This is a genomic window from Roseomonas indoligenes, from assembly GCF_017813365.1.
GTDB classification, from domain to species: Bacteria; Pseudomonadota; Alphaproteobacteria; order Acetobacterales; family Acetobacteraceae; genus Roseomonas; species Roseomonas indoligenes.
Genome location: NZ_JAGIZA010000004.1, coordinates 86,065 through 101,855, shown reverse-complemented (window position 1 = coordinate 101,855; position 15,791 = coordinate 86,065). Strand labels below are relative to the sequence as shown.

The 15,791-nt window shown below is 71.4% G+C and carries 12 protein-coding genes; 4 read left to right on the top strand and 8 right to left on the bottom strand.

Going from position 1 to position 15,791, the window contains the following annotated elements; all coding sequences use genetic code 11:
* Positions 1–27: 27 nt before the first annotated feature.
* The 7 genes from J5Y10_RS07790 to J5Y10_RS07760 form a co-directional block, all read right to left on the bottom strand.
* A complete protein-coding gene (locus J5Y10_RS07790; RefSeq protein ID WP_342452867.1) occupies positions 28–1,482 on the bottom strand; it encodes a sensor histidine kinase in 1,455 nt (484 codons plus the stop codon).
* A 138-nt stretch (positions 1,483–1,620) separates the two neighbouring features.
* Entirely contained in the window at positions 1,621–2,070 is a 450-nt protein-coding gene (locus tag J5Y10_RS07785) for a response regulator (RefSeq protein ID WP_209372428.1), read from the bottom strand.
* A 67-nt stretch (positions 2,071–2,137) separates the two neighbouring features.
* Positions 2,138–3,994, bottom strand: a complete 1,857-nt coding sequence (locus tag J5Y10_RS07780) for a PAS domain S-box protein (protein WP_209372427.1) — start codon at positions 3,992–3,994, stop codon at positions 2,138–2,140.
* Between the two features lie 326 nt (positions 3,995–4,320).
* Positions 4,321–5,289, bottom strand: a complete 969-nt coding sequence (locus J5Y10_RS07775; RefSeq protein ID WP_209372426.1) for a Bug family tripartite tricarboxylate transporter substrate binding protein — start codon at positions 5,287–5,289, stop codon at positions 4,321–4,323.
* 31 nt (positions 5,290–5,320) lie between these two features.
* Entirely contained in the window at positions 5,321–5,983 is a 663-nt protein-coding gene (locus tag J5Y10_RS07770) for an HD domain-containing protein (RefSeq protein ID WP_209372425.1), read from the bottom strand.
* A 7-nt stretch (positions 5,984–5,990) separates the two neighbouring features.
* Positions 5,991–6,977, bottom strand: coding sequence for a Bug family tripartite tricarboxylate transporter substrate binding protein (locus J5Y10_RS07765; protein WP_209372423.1), 987 nt, complete (start codon positions 6,975–6,977; stop codon positions 5,991–5,993).
* Positions 6,978–6,998: 21 nt separating this feature from the next.
* Positions 6,999–8,138, bottom strand: a complete 1,140-nt coding sequence (locus J5Y10_RS07760; RefSeq protein WP_342452885.1) for a mandelate racemase/muconate lactonizing enzyme family protein — start codon at positions 8,136–8,138, stop codon at positions 6,999–7,001.
* Positions 8,139–8,257: 119 nt separating this feature from the next.
* Here J5Y10_RS07760 and J5Y10_RS07755 point away from each other — a divergent pair, with 119 nt between their 5' ends.
* The 3 genes from J5Y10_RS07755 (at position 8,258) to chrA (ending at position 11,114) form a co-directional block, all read left to right on the top strand.
* Positions 8,258–9,190: a LysR family transcriptional regulator gene (locus J5Y10_RS07755; protein ID WP_245214468.1), complete on the top strand. Its 933-nt coding sequence runs from the start codon at positions 8,258–8,260 to the stop codon at positions 9,188–9,190.
* Between the two features lie 158 nt (positions 9,191–9,348).
* On the top strand, positions 9,349–9,741 hold the full coding sequence (locus J5Y10_RS07750; protein ID WP_209372417.1) for a chromate resistance protein ChrB domain-containing protein: 393 nt from the start codon (positions 9,349–9,351) through the stop codon (positions 9,739–9,741).
* Positions 9,738–11,114: a chromate efflux transporter gene (gene chrA / locus J5Y10_RS07745; RefSeq protein ID WP_342452866.1), complete on the top strand. Its 1,377-nt coding sequence runs from the start codon at positions 9,738–9,740 to the stop codon at positions 11,112–11,114. Before J5Y10_RS07750 ends, chrA begins: the two co-directional genes overlap by 4 nt.
* A gap of 87 nt (positions 11,115–11,201) precedes the next feature.
* On the opposite strand, the gene J5Y10_RS07740 is transcribed toward chrA, so the two are convergent.
* Positions 11,202–13,103, bottom strand: a complete 1,902-nt coding sequence (locus J5Y10_RS07740) for a DEAD/DEAH box helicase (RefSeq protein WP_280855177.1) — start codon at positions 13,101–13,103, stop codon at positions 11,202–11,204.
* 258 nt (positions 13,104–13,361) lie between these two features.
* On the opposite strand from J5Y10_RS07740, the gene J5Y10_RS07735 reads away from it, so the two are divergent.
* Complete coding sequence (locus J5Y10_RS07735) at positions 13,362–15,695, top strand: helicase-related protein (RefSeq protein WP_209372415.1); 2,334 nt, start codon at positions 13,362–13,364, stop codon at positions 15,693–15,695.
* Positions 15,696–15,791 lie beyond the last annotated feature (96 nt).

The following is a 15,791-nucleotide window of genomic DNA, read 5'->3' as shown; positions in this document are numbered from 1 at the left end:
TGTTCTGCATCATCTTCGCCTGGAAGCCTACAAGCCGGGTGGCGGCGGCGCGATCGGCAGGCGGAGGTGGCATTCAACGCCTTCCGGCGCAAAGCTGAGGGTAACCTGTCCACCTGACTGGTACGGCAGGGCACGTTCCAGCATCCGGGATCCGAAGCCGCGACGCCCGGGCGGCCGAACCGGCGGCCCTCCCCGCTCGCGCCAGGTCATCACGACGGCGGGCGCCTGTTCCTGGGCGCTTCGCTCGAGTTCCCACCGGACATCGACCGATCCCTCCGCCACCGAGAGGGCGCCATACTTGGCGGCATTCGTCGCCAGCTCATGCAGGGCCAGGTTGAGAGTGACCGTCATGTCCGACGACAGCCGGACGGACGGTCCCGCCATCGAGAACCGCCTCGCCCCGTCAGCACTGCCATAGGCCTCGAGCGTTCGCTCGAGCACTTCGTTCAGCAAGGCACCCTCCCACCGGTTCCAAACCAGCAGGTCGTGGGAGCGCCCGAGCGCCTTGAGACGCTCGACGAGGGTGGACTGCAGAGCCACGGACAGGTCCGACCCACGAAGCGTATGGGCAGCGACGGACTGCACGGCGGCCAGCGTGTTCTTGACCCGGTGGGTCAGCTCGTCGTTCAGCAGGGCCAGACGCTCGTCGTGTTCCCGGCGTTCCGTGTGGTCGCGCAGGATCTTCAGGAAGCCCTGCAGATCTCCGTTCCGGCTCAGGAGCGGCATCAGCATCCCGACCGCCCAGAACCGGGACCCATCGGCCCGCAGGTGCCAGCGCTCGTCCCTGGCCCGGCAGTGCTCCACGGCCCGGCTCATCTCGATCTCAGGCCGCCTCGCGGCCCGGTCCTCCGGCGTGACGATGATGTGCGCGGGCTGCCCGACGATCTCGTCTTCCCCGTAGCCGAGGATGCGCTGGGCGCCGGGGTTCCAGCTCGTGACACGTCCCTCGAGGTCCAGGGTGAAGATCGCGTACTCGGTCGCGCTCTCGAACACGAGCCGCAGATGCTCCTCGTCCCGACGAAGGGCGTCGTTGGCCGCTTCCAGCTCCGCCACCCGCGCCGCGGCGCCGTCCTCAAGGTAGGAATTCCTGAGGGTGAGCGCGGTATTGGCCACCTCCAGGCTCTCGGCCAGGAGCCGGGCCTCCGCGAGCGAAATGCGCAGTGCCTCGCCGCTGGCCCTCAGCGATTCCTCCCGGGCAGAGACCCGCGCCTCGGCGTCCGAGACCCTTCGAAGCAACTCGCCCCTCGCCGCCGCCTGGGACCGGGCGTCAGCCCGGAGCAGTCGGTTCTCGGCAGCCAGTGCGTCCCGCTCCTCGGACAGGGAGATGTGGCTTTCGCCTGCCTTCCTGCGGGGTTCCGAAGTCCCTTCGACTTCTTTGCCGGGCGGCACGGTTCCTCCTGCGGCAAGCACGGTCGAGGGCGGCGGCCCGTTGGCGCGCCCCCAACGCGGCCCACCATGGCATGGGCAGCTCAGGCGATCCACGACGGATCATCCTGCCCGGCGGGGAGTTGCCAGCGGGAAGGCAGGCAGATTCCCGGACGCCACGGGCCAAGTGGACGCGCGAATCAAGCGTAGCGTGACGTTTTGAGAAATGCCCGGCATAGGCCCGGGCGGGGCAGTTCAGTCGCGGTTACCGCTTTCTATCCCTGCATCTTGCCGGGAGCTCCGATCAGGCAGCGGCACCGGGCGGGCCGCCAGGAGCTGCTCTACCGCCTTCAGCAGCTGCGGCCTCGTCACGGGCTTGTCGAGGCGCGGCCGCTCCCGATGCACCGAGTCATCGATGATCCGGACATCCCCTGTCGCGAACAGGTAGGGCACCCCGAGTTCCGCCAGCCTGTCCGCGACGGGGTAGGCGGTCGCGCCAGGGCCGAGGTTCACGTCCAGCACCGCCCCGTCCACCGCGCCCGCCCCGTCCCCGATGAGCTCGAGCGCCTGCGCCACGCCCGGCACCGGCCCGACAACGACTGCCCCGGCCCGGCTCAGCCACTCCTCCATGACCTCCGCGATCAGGTACTCGTCCTCGACCAGCAGGATGCGGCGACCAGTCAACGGCCCGGCGGCTTCGAACATGAACCTCACGCCAACCTGGAAGGGAAGTTGGCGTAGAGCCGGATCGCGGCAATCGCCACAACGTAGCTTACTGAAGAGGAAGCTGGATGCGGCACCGCACACCGTCCTCCCCGAGCACGAACTCGGTCCTGGCCCGGAGGGCGTAGGAGAGAGCCCTCTCGATCAGCTGGCGGCCGTAGCCGTGCCGGGTCATCGCCACTGGCTGCAGCTCCATGCCGCTCTCGATCCAGTCCAGCGTCAGACGGCGCTGTCCCCGTTCGTCCTGGTCCCCGGTCCAGGAAACCGTGAGCTGCCCCGCGTCATCCCGCAGGGCACCGTACTTCACCGCGTTGGTGGTCAACTCGTGCAGGGCGAGGGAGAAGTTCTGCACCTGCCGCGCCGTGAGAAGCACCCGGGGGCCGGAGACCACCACCTTCGGCGGGCGGACATCCGTGTGCGCCGCCAGCTCGGCCCGGACCAGGGCGCCGACCTCGGCATTGTCGCTGCCGAACTGGCTGAGCAGGCCCTGCGCCCGGCTGAGGGCCTGAAGCCGCGCCTGGAAGTCGGCGGCGGGCCCCTCGTGGCCGAGGGTCTTGGACGCGACCGAGGCGACCACGCCGAGGAGGTTGCGGCTGCGGTGCTGCAACTCGGCGACCAGCACCTCCAGCCGGGCGGCGCTCATCCGCGCCTCCGTCACGTCCTTGGCAAGCCCGGCGATGCGCTGAACCCGGCCCGATGCGTCGAACAGCGGGAAGTCCGTGTTCTCGATCCAGCGGGTCTCGCCGTCGGAGGACCGCAGGATCCGGAAGGCGTTCAGGACCCGCTCTCCGGCCTGGACCTGCCTGATCATGGAGAGTGCCCGCTCGCGGTCCTCGGGATGCACCAGCCCGGCCCAGTGCTGCAGGCCGCCCTCGCCCAGGACCGCCTCCCGGCTCTCCCCGTAGACCGCCTCGAAAGCCGGGCTGAGATACTCGATCCGCAGGGTCTCGGCGTCGCGGACCCAGATGACGTCCGAGGAGGCATCGCTGAACTGCCGGAAGCGCTCCTCGCTCTCCCGGAGGCGTTCCCCGGCCTCGCGGCGCGCGGTGACGTCCTGGCCGATCTTGAGGAAGCCGAGCAGTGTACCGTCCGCGTCGCGCAGGGCCCGGGTGGAGCCCTCGATGAAGACGCGCCCGCCGTCCTTCCGGACGTGCCAGCGGACGTTCGGGGCAACGCCCTCCCGGCGAGCCGTGTCGGTTTCCCACCGGTCCTGGCCGCTCGCCCGGTCCTCGGGCGTGAAGGTGATGGCGGCGGGCTGCCCGACCGCTTCCTCCGCCGCCCAGCCGAAGACGGCCTCTGCCCCGGGCAGCCAGTCGGCGATACGGTCCTGCGGGTCGGTGACGAAGATGGCGTAGTCGAGCGCCGCCTCCACGGTGAGGCGGAAGCGCTCCTCGCTCCTCCGCAGATCCCGGGCCATGAGCAGCCGATCGATGACCGGGCCGAGGATGGTGCTGTAGGTGCGGAGGAACTGGATGTCGTCGTTGCCGAAGTCACGGGGCCTGGTGTCGTCCACCTGCAGCAGACCGTAGGCTCGGCCCCCCGGAAGGAAAATCGGCACGTTCACCAGGGCGACCACCCCGGCCTCCCGCATGAAGGGCGGAACGTCGAAGCGGTCCTCCCGGCCGATGTCCTGGGAGATCACCGGCCCGCCGGCCGCGACCGCGAAGGTCTCGGAGGTGTGCTCCTCCATGGGCATCCGCAGTTCGCCGACAGCCCCTGGATCCCAGCCCACCCCGGCCCGCAGGAACAACGTTTTTCCCGCGTCCTGGATCTCCAGGACCTTAGCGCGGCCGGTTTCGAGCGCCTCGCCCACAAGGCGGCATGCCTCGGCCAGGACGCTGTCGAGCTGCTGGGAGCGCAGGGCGAACTCGCCGAAATCCGCGAGGACTTCCTGCCGTTTCGTCATCCTGGCTAAGTCAGGCATCTCGCCCCCATCACTGGCCACCCGACCACAATGGCAGGGGTGATGCCCGCAAGGATCGCGGGGCATCCGGCCTCGGGTCCAACGCGGAGAAGGCCGGTTCGCTGCCCCCGGGGCACTTCGCCCGCATCCGGAGCCGGCAGTTTGCTCTGCCCAGGTCAGCCGGTGCCGAGGAGCACTCGGGTCGGGCTACCGGGAAAAATCAGGTGAGCGACGACGGAGGCCCACTGGGCAGGCGATGGCCATCTGTCTCGGAGGACCGGATCTAAAATGGTTGCCCGGTGCTGGTTCCGCCCCCGCACGGGCGTCGATCACTCCGCCTGGATGCCGGCCTCGTGGACGAGCGCGCCCCATCTCGTCACCTCGGCCCGCAGCATGGCGTCTCCGGCCGCGGCATCGGCAGGTCCGCGTTCCAGGCCCACGTCGCGGAGGCGAAGCTGGATCGCCTCCTTGCCAAAGATGGCCGCGACCTCCTGGCGCAACCGCTGGAGAAGCGCGGGCGGCGTGCCAGCACGGACGGACAGCGCGTGCCAGACGGTGAACCGGAACCCAGGGACGCCCGCCTCCGCGACGGTGGGCAGGTGCGGGCTGCCCGGTGAGCGCTGCTCGCCGGTGGTGGCCAGGGCGCGCAGGCGGCCGGACTGGACCTGCCCCATCACTTCGGAAGGGCCGGCGAACATGAAGTCCAGCGTGCCGCCCACCAGATCCGTCACGGCCGGGCCGCCGCCGCGATAGGGCACGTGCTGCGCGTTGATCCCCGTCATCTTCGAGAGCAGCACGACCGTGACGTGAGAGGGCGAGCCGATGCCCGGGGAGCCATAGCTCAGCTCGCCCGGCCTGGCGCGCGCGAGGTCGAGCAGCCCCTTCAGGTCCCGCACCGGACTGGCCTGCGGCACCACCAGCACGGAGGAGGAGGTGGCGGGGATCGCGACGGTGGTGAAGTCGCGCAGCGTGTCGTAGCCAGGGCTGCGCATGATGGCGGGCGTGATCGCATGCGTGCCGATATGGCCCTGCACGAGCGTGTAGCCGTCGGCGGGCGCCTGGGCCGCGGCCGCCATCCCGATTGCGCCATTGGCACCTCCGCGATTTTCCACCACCACGGGCTGGCCCAGCCGAGTCTGCAACTCCGTCCCGATCAGGCGCGCGATGAGGTCGGAACTTCCGCCCGGCGCGAAGGGCGCGATGATGCGGACCGGCCGGTCCGGCCATTCGGCGCGGGCCGGCCCGGCCGCCAGCAGGGCCGGGAGGAACAGGGCGGTGCGGCGAGGGACCGATCTCATGTCGGCTTCCTTTCCTGGACGGCGGGCGAGGTCAGTCGCGGAGTGGGCGGGGCACGATCCTTCGGGTCTCGAGGATCGCATCGCCCGAGGGCTGCAGAAGCCCGCAGCCGCCGGCGATCGCCCACCAGAGGTGGTCCGCCCGCTGCACGATGAGGCATTCCAGGCTGCGGATCAGGTGTTCCCCCTCGAAGGAATGGGCGAGGGCGATGTGCGCCAGCTCCTCCGGCAACCCGACCGCGATGCAGAGATGCGCGCCGTAGACGGGATGGCGGAGCGAGGGCAGACCCGTGGCCGAGGGATCGCCCGTCCAGCGCGCGCGGTTGGCCGCGTCGAATTCCCACGGCTTGCCCACGTCGTGTGTCAGCCCACCGGCGATCACCAGGTCGCGGTCGATCCGCACGCCGGGATCCATCGCCGCGAACTCGTCCGCGATGGAAAGGGCGATGCGGGTCACGCCCCGCAGATGCGCGGCCTGGTCGCCGCGCCGCAGGACGAACTGGCCGGGGTTGGACTCGCCGGGGATATCGGAAATGCGCGCGAAGCTGCTCTCGGCGAGGGCGAGGCACCAGACCTCAACGCATTTGTGCCGCAGCTCCTCGTTCCCGATCTGGGCCAGCTCCGGAAGGTCCTCCAGGACCTCGGCGCGCATCGCGTCGGTGATGTCGCGGCGCTCGCGGCGATCGAGGAAGTTCATGGCGCCCCTACTCCAGCACGATGTTGAGGTCGCGCGTCACGCTTCCCCACTTGGCGATCTCGGCATCGATGAAGCGGGCGTAGTCGGCGGACGAGCCCCCGCCGGGGATGTAGCCACTGGCCGCAAACCGCTCCCGCACCTGCGGGTCCTGGAGCGCCCGGGCGGCGGCGTCGTGCAGGCGGGCCACGATGTCGGCCGGCGCGCCGGCCGGGAGGGAGAGGCCGAGCCAGCCATTCGCGGAGAAGCCGGAATAACCGCTCTCGGCGATCGTCGGCGCCTCAGGATAGAGCGGGCTTCGCGCCTCGCTCGTCACGGCGAGCACGCGCAGCCGGCCGGCGCGCACATGCGGCAGGGGAATGTCCACGTTGATCATCACCACCGGCACCTGCCCTGCAATCACGTCGGTGATGGCAGGCGCGGCGCCGCGGTAGGGAACGTGCAGCATCTCGATCCCTGCGGCGCGCATCAGCATCGCCATGGCGAGATGGCCGGAGGAGCCGCTGCCGGGACTGGCAAAGGTGATGTCGCCCGGCTTCTCCTTCGCCATGCGGATCAGGTCCTGCAGCGTGCGCGCCGGAAAGCTTTCCGCGACGATCAGGGCGTTGGGCAGGGAGGCGAGCTGTGCGACATGGGTGAAGCCCGTGCGGGAATCATAGGGCATGTTGCGGTACAGCCCGTGGTTCATCGCGTTCTGGCCGTTCCCGGAGACGAGCACCGTGTAGCCATCCGGCGCCGCGCGGGCGACCTGCGCCGCACCGATGTTGCCGTTGGCGCCAGGGCGGTTGTCCACCACGAAGGGCTGGCCCAGCGCCTGGGAAAGGGGTTGGGCCACCATCCGCGTCACCACGTCGTTGCTGCCGCCCGGTGGAAAGGGCACGACGAGGGTCACCGCCCGCTCCGGCCAGGCGGCCGCGCGGCCGGCCCGGGGCAGCACGAGGGCGGGTGCTGCCAGGGCAAGCGCCCCGAGGGCCGAGCGGCGGGTCACCATCTGCATGTCGTCTCCTCCATGGGGCGTTCAGGCGACAAGGCGCCAGGTCTCGCTGATCCAGGGCGCCAGCCGTTCCCCTTGCAGGTCCAGCCCGGTGCCCGGCGCGTCGGGCACAATCATCGTGCCGTCCGCCTCGACCGGCAGCGCCCCCGCGATCTCCAGCAGCGGGTTGGCGGAGGCGTCGTACTCGATCCAGGGATACTCCCCCGGCACGCCGCGGCGCGGCGTGACGAGCGCCGCGGCCTGCAATGCCGCGCGCATGTTCACCACCGTCCCGAAGACGTGCGGCATGACCGGGATGTCATAGGCCGAAGCGAGCGCCGCGATGCGAAGGAAGCCCGTATAGCCGCCACACACGGTAAGGTCCGGCTGCAGCACGGACATCGCGCCCGCGGCCAGGAAGTCCCGGAAGGCCGCAGGGCTGGCCAGCGCCTCGCCGCCCGCGACAGCGACCGGAACGGCGGCGGAGATCGCGGCATAGCCCGCCACGTCCTCCGGCTGGACAGGCTCCTCCATCCAGAGGAGGCCAACTTCCTCCATGTGGCGCGCGGACTCGATCGCCGCACGGGCCGTGTAGCCCTGGTTGATGTCCACCATGATCGAGACGTCCGGCCCGACCTGCCGGCGCACCGCCGCCGCCATCATCCCGTCCGCTCGGGGGGAGACGCCGGCGCGCGGTTTCAAGGCGCGGAAGTTGCGCCGGAGAATGGTGTCGATCTCGGCCGCGTAATGGCCATAGGGCTCCACGGCATCCGTGGTGATGAAGGGCGCGCTGGCATAGGCGGGCAATCGCGTGCGCAGCGCACCGCCAAGCGCCTCGGCCACGCTGATGCCCCGGTCCTGCGCGGCGAGGTCGTGCAGAGCCATGTCCACGGCCGAAATCGCCATCATCCCCGGGCCCCGCCGGTCATAGCCGAGCGTGCCGAGCATCCGGTCGTAAAGGCGGCCATGGTGATGCGGCGATGCGCCGAGCACGATCGGCGCGAGCCGCGTGCGGACCAGGGCTGCCGCGGCAGCCGGCGAAGCGAAGACCTCGCCCCAACCGCGTGCGCCGGTGTCGGCCACCAGTTCCAGCAACAGGAAGTCCCGCCGGCGGATCATGCGCGACGCGTTGCCGATGGCGGGCGTGGGCGCGAAGCCCAGCAGATAGGCGCGGATCTCCACCACCTTCAACGCAACGTCCCTCCGTCCCGCGGCGGGCTCTCGGCGGCCCGGCAGGGTGAGTTTGTCGCGCCGGGGATGATGTGCGCAAATGCCGTTATGCGCAGGGATCATGTCCGTTGGTTATGACCTTCGAACTGCGGGAGATGGAGGTCTTCCGCCGCGTGATGGAGCTCGGCAGCGTCACCGCCGCGGCGGCGGCGCTGAACGTCTCCCAGCCCGCCGTCACGCGGATGCTGCAGAAGGCGGAGGCGCGGCTCGGCTTCGCCCTCTTCGTGCGGGAGCGCAGGCGACTGCGGCCGACGGCGGAGGCGCAGATCATGTTCCCCGGCACGCTCGGAGCCTTCACCGCGATCGAGCTGGTGCAGCGCATGGCCGGGGAACTGAGGGAGGGGCGGGCCGGCATCCTGGCCATCGCCGCCATCCCGTCCCTCGCGAGTTCCATCCTGCCGGCCGCGATCCGACGCTTCCGGGAGATGCGGCCGGAGAGTGCGATCACCCTGCAGACCTTCAGCGCGCACGAGATCATCCAGCGGATCGCGTCGCACCGGGATGATCTGGGCTTCATCATCGGGCCTGTCGGCCACGAGGCCCTGGTCGTGCGGGACCTGCAGAGCACGGGCCTGGCCTGCGTGATGCAGCCCGGTCATCCCCTGGCGAGCCGGCGCAGCATCGGGCCGGAGGCCCTGGCCGACCACCCGCTCATCTGCCCGAGCCGCAACCTCGTCCTGAGCGAGCAGGTGGCCCGCGCCTTTGCGGACAGGAACATCCCCTTCCGCATCGCCGTCGAAGTGTCCCACACCCATGCGGCCTGCGCGCTTGTCCGGGCCGGCGTGGGCATCGCGCTGATGGATGGCTTCGGGCTGATGGGGGCGCGCGCCGACGACCTGGTCAGCCGCCCTTTCCGGCCCACCCTTCCCAGTACCGCCCGCCTCGTCACCGCGCGCCTGCGCCCGGCGTCAAGGCTGGCGCAGGACTTCATCCGCGCGCTGGGAGCAGACGCTGTGAAATCCGATCGTCCCAGACCGGCCAGCCAGTCCCGCGCCGGCCGGACCTGATGCGGCGTCCCCGCCCATCGCAACCCGCGGCCTGGCTGCGCCATGCCGATGCGGGGTCCTACCTGCCGGAGGGCCGCTTTGCCGCCCAGGCGCCGAGGAATGGATTTCACCTCCGGCCTGACCGGATCCCGGACCCGGATCCCCAGGCCCGCACCTTTTTGAACAACCAGTCCAGCCCGGAGGTCAGTGCGTTCACGGTCCGCTTCGGCGCGACCGCGTCCGACATGGAGGACGTCTGCTGGAGCCACCGCGGAGAGGGCTGCACCGTCGACTCCATGATCGAGGCGTTCGGCCTCAGGTCGGAGGCCCCCTCCTGCCTCGCCCCCATCATGCGCAGCACCGACACGGGCCGCCCCGATCTCATGCCGGAAACGGCAGGCCCGCTGGCCGCCTCGCTCAGGTTGTCGCGGATGTACCGGGGTGACCTGGGCCAACTCGGCGCTGCCCTGGGCCAGTACGATGCCTTTGCCTGCGGGAGCCGGGACCTGGCCGGCTGGATGCACCACAGCCCTGCGGCGGCCTCAGATGCGCGTTCGGAGACAATGGCGTGAGCAAAACCACCCTTGGCACCGATGTGCCGTCCGAGGCGACTGCCGCGGGTGAGCCACGCCTTCCAGCCTTCAAGGAGGCGCTGCGGGTCTGGCTTAAGATCGGCCTTCTATCCTTCGGTGGACCGGCCGGGCAGATCGCCCTCCTGCACCGGGAAGTTGTCGATGAGCGCAACTGGGTTTCGGACGCACGGTTCCTGCACGCGCTGAACTTCTGCACCCTCCTGCCAGGACCGGAGGCGCAGCAGCTTGCCACCTACCTGGGCTGGTTGATGCACGGCGTCCGCGGCGGGATCGCGGCAGGCACGTTGTTCGTGCTTCCAGGCATGGCCGTCATGCTCGGCCTCTCCGTTCTCTACGCCACCTTGGGCGAGGTCCCCGTCGTCTCGGCGCTGTTCTTCGGGCTGAAGTGCGCCGTGCTGGTGCTGGTGGTCGAGGCGCTGTTGCGCGTGGCGCGGCGGGCGCTCAAGACGGACGCCGCGCTCGCGCTGGCCGCGGCCGCCTTCCTCGCGCTCTATGTCTTCGGTGTCCCCTTCCCCGGCGTCGTGCTGGCGGCGGCGCTCATCGGCTACTTCGCCCCGGGGGCATTCAGGGGGGGCGGCCACGGCACCGCGAAGGATGGGCCGCCCGCGGCGCTGGACGCGGTGCTCGCGGCCGACCCTGGGCGCCCTGCCCGCCTGGCGGCCAGGGCGTGGCGGGCGGGCTGGGTCGCCGTGGCGCTCTGGCTGCTGCCGGTCGCCCTGCTCATGGCGGCCGGCGCAGGGGTTCTCGCCGATGTTGCCTGGTTCTTCTCGAAGATGGCGGTGGTCACCGTCGGAGGCGCTTACGCCGTGCTCGCCTACGTGGCGCAGGCGGCCGTGCAGGGCTACGGCTGGCTGACGCCCGACCAGATGCTGGTCGGCCTCGGACTGGCTGAGACCACGCCGGGGCCGCTGATTCTGATGCTGCAGTTCGTCGGCTTCCTGGCCGGCTATGGCGCGGGCGGGCTCGGCTGGGGCGTGCTGGCTGCCTTGCTGACGGTCTGGGTTACCTTCGCCCCCTGCTTCGTCTTCATCTTCCTCGGCGCGCCCTATGTTGAGCGGCTGCACTCCAACCGCGAACTGACCAGCGCGCTGGCTGCCGTCACGGCCGCCGTGGTCGGAGTGATCGCCAACCTGGCCCTCTGGTTCGGCCTGCGCGTGCTCTTCGCCGAGGTGCGGCGGGTGGAGGTTGGGCCGGCGACGCTGGACATGCCGGTTCCGGGCAGCCTGGACCCGCTCGCCCTGGCGCTCGCCGCGCTCGCGGCAGTCTGCCTGTTCCGCCTCAGGCTGGGTCTGCTGAAAACCCTCGGCATCACTGCGGCAGTCGGGCTGGTGGCGAAGCTCGCCCTTGGCTGATGCTGCACCGCGCTTCGCATCGGGCTGGATACGGCCGCAGACGAGATGCGCGTCGGTGAGCGTGGGCAGCGTGTCCGCCCTGTCGTGTCACCCAGCCGCTTTGGCCGATGCCCCACCCGGGCCAGCACGCCGTGCCACCGGCGGCTTCCACGCGCCCCGTTTCCGGACGGACCAAGCGTAGCGGGGGTCGTGGTCCAGCAGGTGAAGATGGTCGGAGAGCCGGTTGCGCTCGAGCCAGCCGATCGCGGCCTGCAACTCCGCCAGCGTCATCTGCGCCCGGCTCTTGTCGCCCATGATGCGCTTCAGGCAGGCGTTGTAGCGGTGGTACAGCCCGGGCCCCGCAACGCCGGCCCGCGGCCCCGCCCGCCCCGCCTCGTCCTCCACGGCCTGGATCGCGACCATCTCGCCCAACCGCGCGCGCAGGCGCCGTTCGGCCGCGGAGGGCACCTCTAGCATCTCGCCCTGTGCTTCCTCCTGCTCGGGGCGGCGCATCGCGAGTTCGGGCCCGGGCCGGAGCGTGTCGTAGCGGAGCGCGAGCGCGTTCGAGGCCAGCGGGGTGATGCCCTCCTTGGCCGGGGGGAGCTGGTCCAGGAGCCACATGGGCAGGATGGGCTGGCGCCGTCTCTCCTGCGGGCGCTTTGCCAGCGTCCCCTGCTCCGTCTCCATCCTCCGCCGAAACCCGCCGAACAGGGGATCGTCGGGGTGGAACACCAGCGCGCGCTGCTCCTCGTAGGGCCCGGCCTGCGGGTCCACCCGCGTCGCGCGGGCGACCATCTGTTCCAGCCAGGGGCGCGAGCGGATGTGGGTGAGCGCGGCCACCACGGCGACCTCGGGCGCGTCCAGCCCCTCATAGGCCATGGCGACGGTCACCAGGATCGAGGGCTCGGGCCGCAACCGGAAGGCGGCGAGCACTTCGTGCGCCCGCGGGGTGTCGGAGGTAGCGAGGGCGGAGACCTCCTCGGCCTGGGCGGGCGGGATCCAGCGGCGGAGGACCTCGAGATAGTGCCGGGCGGCCGTCTGGTCGGGCGCGACCACCAGCAGCTTGCCCAGGCCCCGGGCCGGGGCGCCGGGCGGCAGGCCGCGCGCCTCGCGGCGCCGGGTCCGGAGATCCCGGATAGCGACGAAGGCCTCCCGCAGGAGCGCCTCGGCAAAGCCGGTCCGGAGCGCGGTGAAGAGCGCGGGGCGGGTGGTCTCCGAAGGAAAGGGGGCGGAGAGGCGGTGGGGCCCGACTTCCACCTCCTCCTCGCGCCAGCTTGCCTCGCCGTCGAGCGCGCCGAAGGTGACGGGCAGCACGGCGCGCTCGGCCAGCGCCTGCGCGCGGGAGTAGCCGACCACCGCCCATCCCTCGGCGTCCAGCTCCACCTCGCGCGTGCGCGCCCGCGGGCCACGGCGATAGGGCAGCCAGAGAATGCCGCGCCCGTCGGCACGCTCCAGCGTGCCGGAGAGCAGCAGGCGCACGGCCGAGGTCTCCAGCAGGGGCAGGATGGCGCGGGACCAGGCGCTCGCCTGGTCCTCCCCCGCGGCCTCGGCCTGGGCCGCCGCGACCGGGTCGGTCTCAGCCAGCGCGGGCAGGTGGTGCATCTCGTCGATGACGAGCAGCGTGCGGTGGCGGCGGAACTCGGCCAGGTGCAGGTCGGGGGCGGCGGCGACGGCCTGATAAGTGGTGACGTAGCCGGCCAGCCCGCGGCAGGGATCGGGCGCGTTCTCGGCCGCGCGGACGGAGAGGGCGTGGCCGAGGGTGGCGCGCCAGGCGGGATCGGCGAAGGCCTCCTCGGCCTGCAGGCGCAGGCTGTCGCGCGGCACGATCCAGCAGACACGCTCGACAATGCCGGCCCCGATCAGGGCCGCGGCGGCGAGCACGGGGAGCAGCGACTTGCCCCCACCCGGCGTAACGGCGGCGAGGATGTCGCGCGCCTCCGTCTCGCCCGCGGCCATCGCCTGGACCACGGCCGCGAGCTGGCGCTGATGGGAACGAAGAGGTCGTTGCAGGCTGACACCTTGGAGTAGGGAAAGGGCCTACCACCCTGATTTCTCGCGATTCATCTGTCCATGGCAAACATGCGCCGGACGGGACAGATTTGGTGGATGCCGGAAGTATTCGGATAAGGCCTGTCTCGAGGAGGGACATCGGCGTTCGGTTCGGTGCGGAGCATCCGCAAACCCGCCAGCGCCAACCGCAACTTCGGCCTGCGCGTTCGCCTCTCATTCCAGCCAAGCAGGGCTTGGCCGTGTTCCCCAGGAGACCAGATGGAGCCCCGCCACAAGAATGCGAATGCCGCGGCGGACGGAGCGGAGGTCCCGATGACCGACGATGCGGGGCCCCGCGGGCCGATCGAGATCCGCCGGCAGGCATGGCGGTCGAGGCTGATGACGCTCGCGCGACAGGCCGAGGCGCTTCCGGCGCGGCTTGACGACATCAGCGTCGCACTCAGCAGCATCACGGACCCGGAGGCAGGCGATGCGGGCCTTCTCGCGGCGCTGCGCGAGGCGGTGCTGGCCCGGCTGAATGGGTATGGCACGCCGGAGAGCGCGCTTGCCGAGGCACTCCTTGATCTGCCCCGCGGAAGTTCGGGCGGGGCCACGCTGGAAGCCGTTGGTCAGTGCGCGGCACTCGTCGCCGAAGCCTTCGCCATGCCGGCGGTGCAGGCCGACAGCTTCATCTGGCGCGCCACCGACGCCGAGCGCCGCCGCCGCGGCGAGCGGCGTGCCGCGGCGCGGATGGCCCGCGAAACCCAGGCCGTCGAGGAGCGACGGCTCAAGGAATGGGAATCCTCGCTGGTCGGCGCGGAGGCGGTTCCCTCCCTGCTCGGCTGCACGCGCTACGAGGCGGATCGCTGGATCCGCGCGGGGATCATCCCGGTCGCGCGGCGGGTCACCGTCCGTCGTGGCGGGCGCGTCATGCAGGAACCGGAGTTCGACCCGGCGGCCCTGGAGGCGCTGCAAAGCCAGGTGCAGGGCTGGCGGGAGGCGGAGCAGGGTCGCGGCCCCGCGCAGGAGGAGGAAGCCCAGCCGACGCGGCGGATCAGCAACGCCGCGGTGGCACGGATCGCGGGGCTGGACCGGTATGTCGGGCATTTCGCCACGGCGCGCGCCCTGAACCGGAAGATCATCGCCTGCCTCGGCCCGACGAATTCCGGAAAGACCTATTTCGGCCTGAGCAGGCTAGCCGAGGCCGAGAGCGGGATCGCGCTCGGCCCGCTCCGGCTGCTCGCCCACGAGTACCGGGACGCGCTGGAGGCGCGCGGCATCCCGACCTCGCTCTCGACCGGCGAGGAGCGCATTCCCGTGCCGGGCAGCCGCCACACGGCGGCAACGGTTGAGATGTGCCCTTTCCAGACCCCGGTTGACGTTGCCGTGATCGACGAGGTGCAGATGCTCGCCGATCCCGAGCGCGGGGCGGCCTGGACCGCCGCCATCATGGGCGTCCCGGCGCGGCAGGTGATCCTTCTCGGCGCCCCCGACGCCGCGCCGATGCTCCGGCGCATCGCGACCCTCTGCAACGACCCGATCGAGGAGATCCGGCTGGAGCGCATGGGCCCGCTCGTCGCGTCCCCTGCCCCGGTTCCCCTCGCCGAGATCGGCCGCGGCGATGCCGTGATCGCCTTCTCGCGCCGCGAGGTCTTCGCCTTGCGCGCCGAGTTGATGCGGCGCGGCCGCAGCGTGGCGGTGGTTTATGGCGCCCTGGGCCCGACGGTGCGGCGCGCCGAGGCCAGGCGCTTCCGCGACGGCGAGGCGGAGGTTCTCGTCGCGACGGACGCGATCGGCATGGGGCTGAATATCGGCCCCCTGCGCCGGGTCGTGTTCTCAGCGCTGACCAAGTACGACGGCAAGGAGGACCGGCCGCTCACCGTGCAGGAGATCAAGCAGATCGGCGGCCGCGCCGGCCGCTTCGGCGGATCCCATGCGGAGGGGATCGTCGCGGTGCTGGCCGGGGGGGGCGACCCCCGGCAGATCGCCCGCGCCCTGAAGGCAGCCCCGGAGCCGCCGGCCGACCTGCGCCCGCCCGTTGCGCCGGATGCGGAGATCGTGGCGGCCGTTGCGGCGGAGATGGGCACGGAGAGCCTCTTCGGCACGCTTCGGCGGATCGAGCGGGCGGTGCTGCGGCGGGACGACCCGAACTACCGCCTCGGCGACCTCTCGACCCAGCTGGCCATCGCCGCCGCGATCGACGGGGTGCGGGAGCTGTCGCTCCTGGATCGCTGGACCTACGCGATGTGCCCGGTGGACGAGCGCGACGAGGGCATCTCGCGCCTGGCGGACTGGGCGGTCGAGCACGCGATCGGGGGCTCCGTGGCCCCGCCCAAGGCCGGGCGCCTGCCCCCGCCGGACCGTGCCAGCCAGGACGCGCTGCAGCTCGCCGAACGCGTGCACCGGCGGCTCGTCGCTTGGCGCTGGATGGCGCTTCGCTACCCCGGGACCTACCGCGACCTCGAGGGCGCCCTGGCCGAGAGCGGGCGATTGAACGAGTGGATCGAGGCGGTGCTGGCCGCCAGCCCCTCCGGCCGGGTCCGGGCGGTTGCTGGCGGGGGAGACATTCCGGCCCGGGGCCGCGGGCGGCGCAGACGGGGGGGGCCGCGATAGGGCGCGGCCGGGATGCCCCCCCCCTGGCGGAGGGAGGGCAGCGACGGCACGGTTCGTGCTGGCTGCCCTCAACGTGCCGAGAGGCTGACCGGAGGA

Excerpts from the sequence above, each read along its gene's own strand:
- J5Y10_RS07785 (WP_209372428.1), bottom strand. The coding sequence starts at position 2,070 with ATGTTCGAAGCCGCCGGGCCGTTGACTGGTCGCCGCATCCTGCTGGTC.
- J5Y10_RS07780 (WP_209372427.1), bottom strand. The coding sequence starts at position 3,994 with ATGACGAAACGGCAGGAAGTCCTCGCGGATTTCGGCGAGTTCGCCCTG.
- J5Y10_RS07775 (WP_209372426.1), bottom strand. The coding sequence starts at position 5,289 with ATGAGATCGGTCCCTCGCCGCACCGCCCTGTTCCTCCCGGCCCTGCTG.
- J5Y10_RS07770 (WP_209372425.1), bottom strand. The coding sequence starts at position 5,983 with ATGAACTTCCTCGATCGCCGCGAGCGCCGCGACATCACCGACGCGATG.
- J5Y10_RS07765 (WP_209372423.1), bottom strand. The coding sequence starts at position 6,977 with ATGCAGATGGTGACCCGCCGCTCGGCCCTCGGGGCGCTTGCCCTGGCA.
- J5Y10_RS07755 (WP_245214468.1), top strand. The coding sequence starts at position 8,258 with ATGACCTTCGAACTGCGGGAGATGGAGGTCTTCCGCCGCGTGATGGAG.
- J5Y10_RS07735 (WP_209372415.1), top strand. The coding sequence starts at position 13,362 with ATGGAGCCCCGCCACAAGAATGCGAATGCCGCGGCGGACGGAGCGGAG.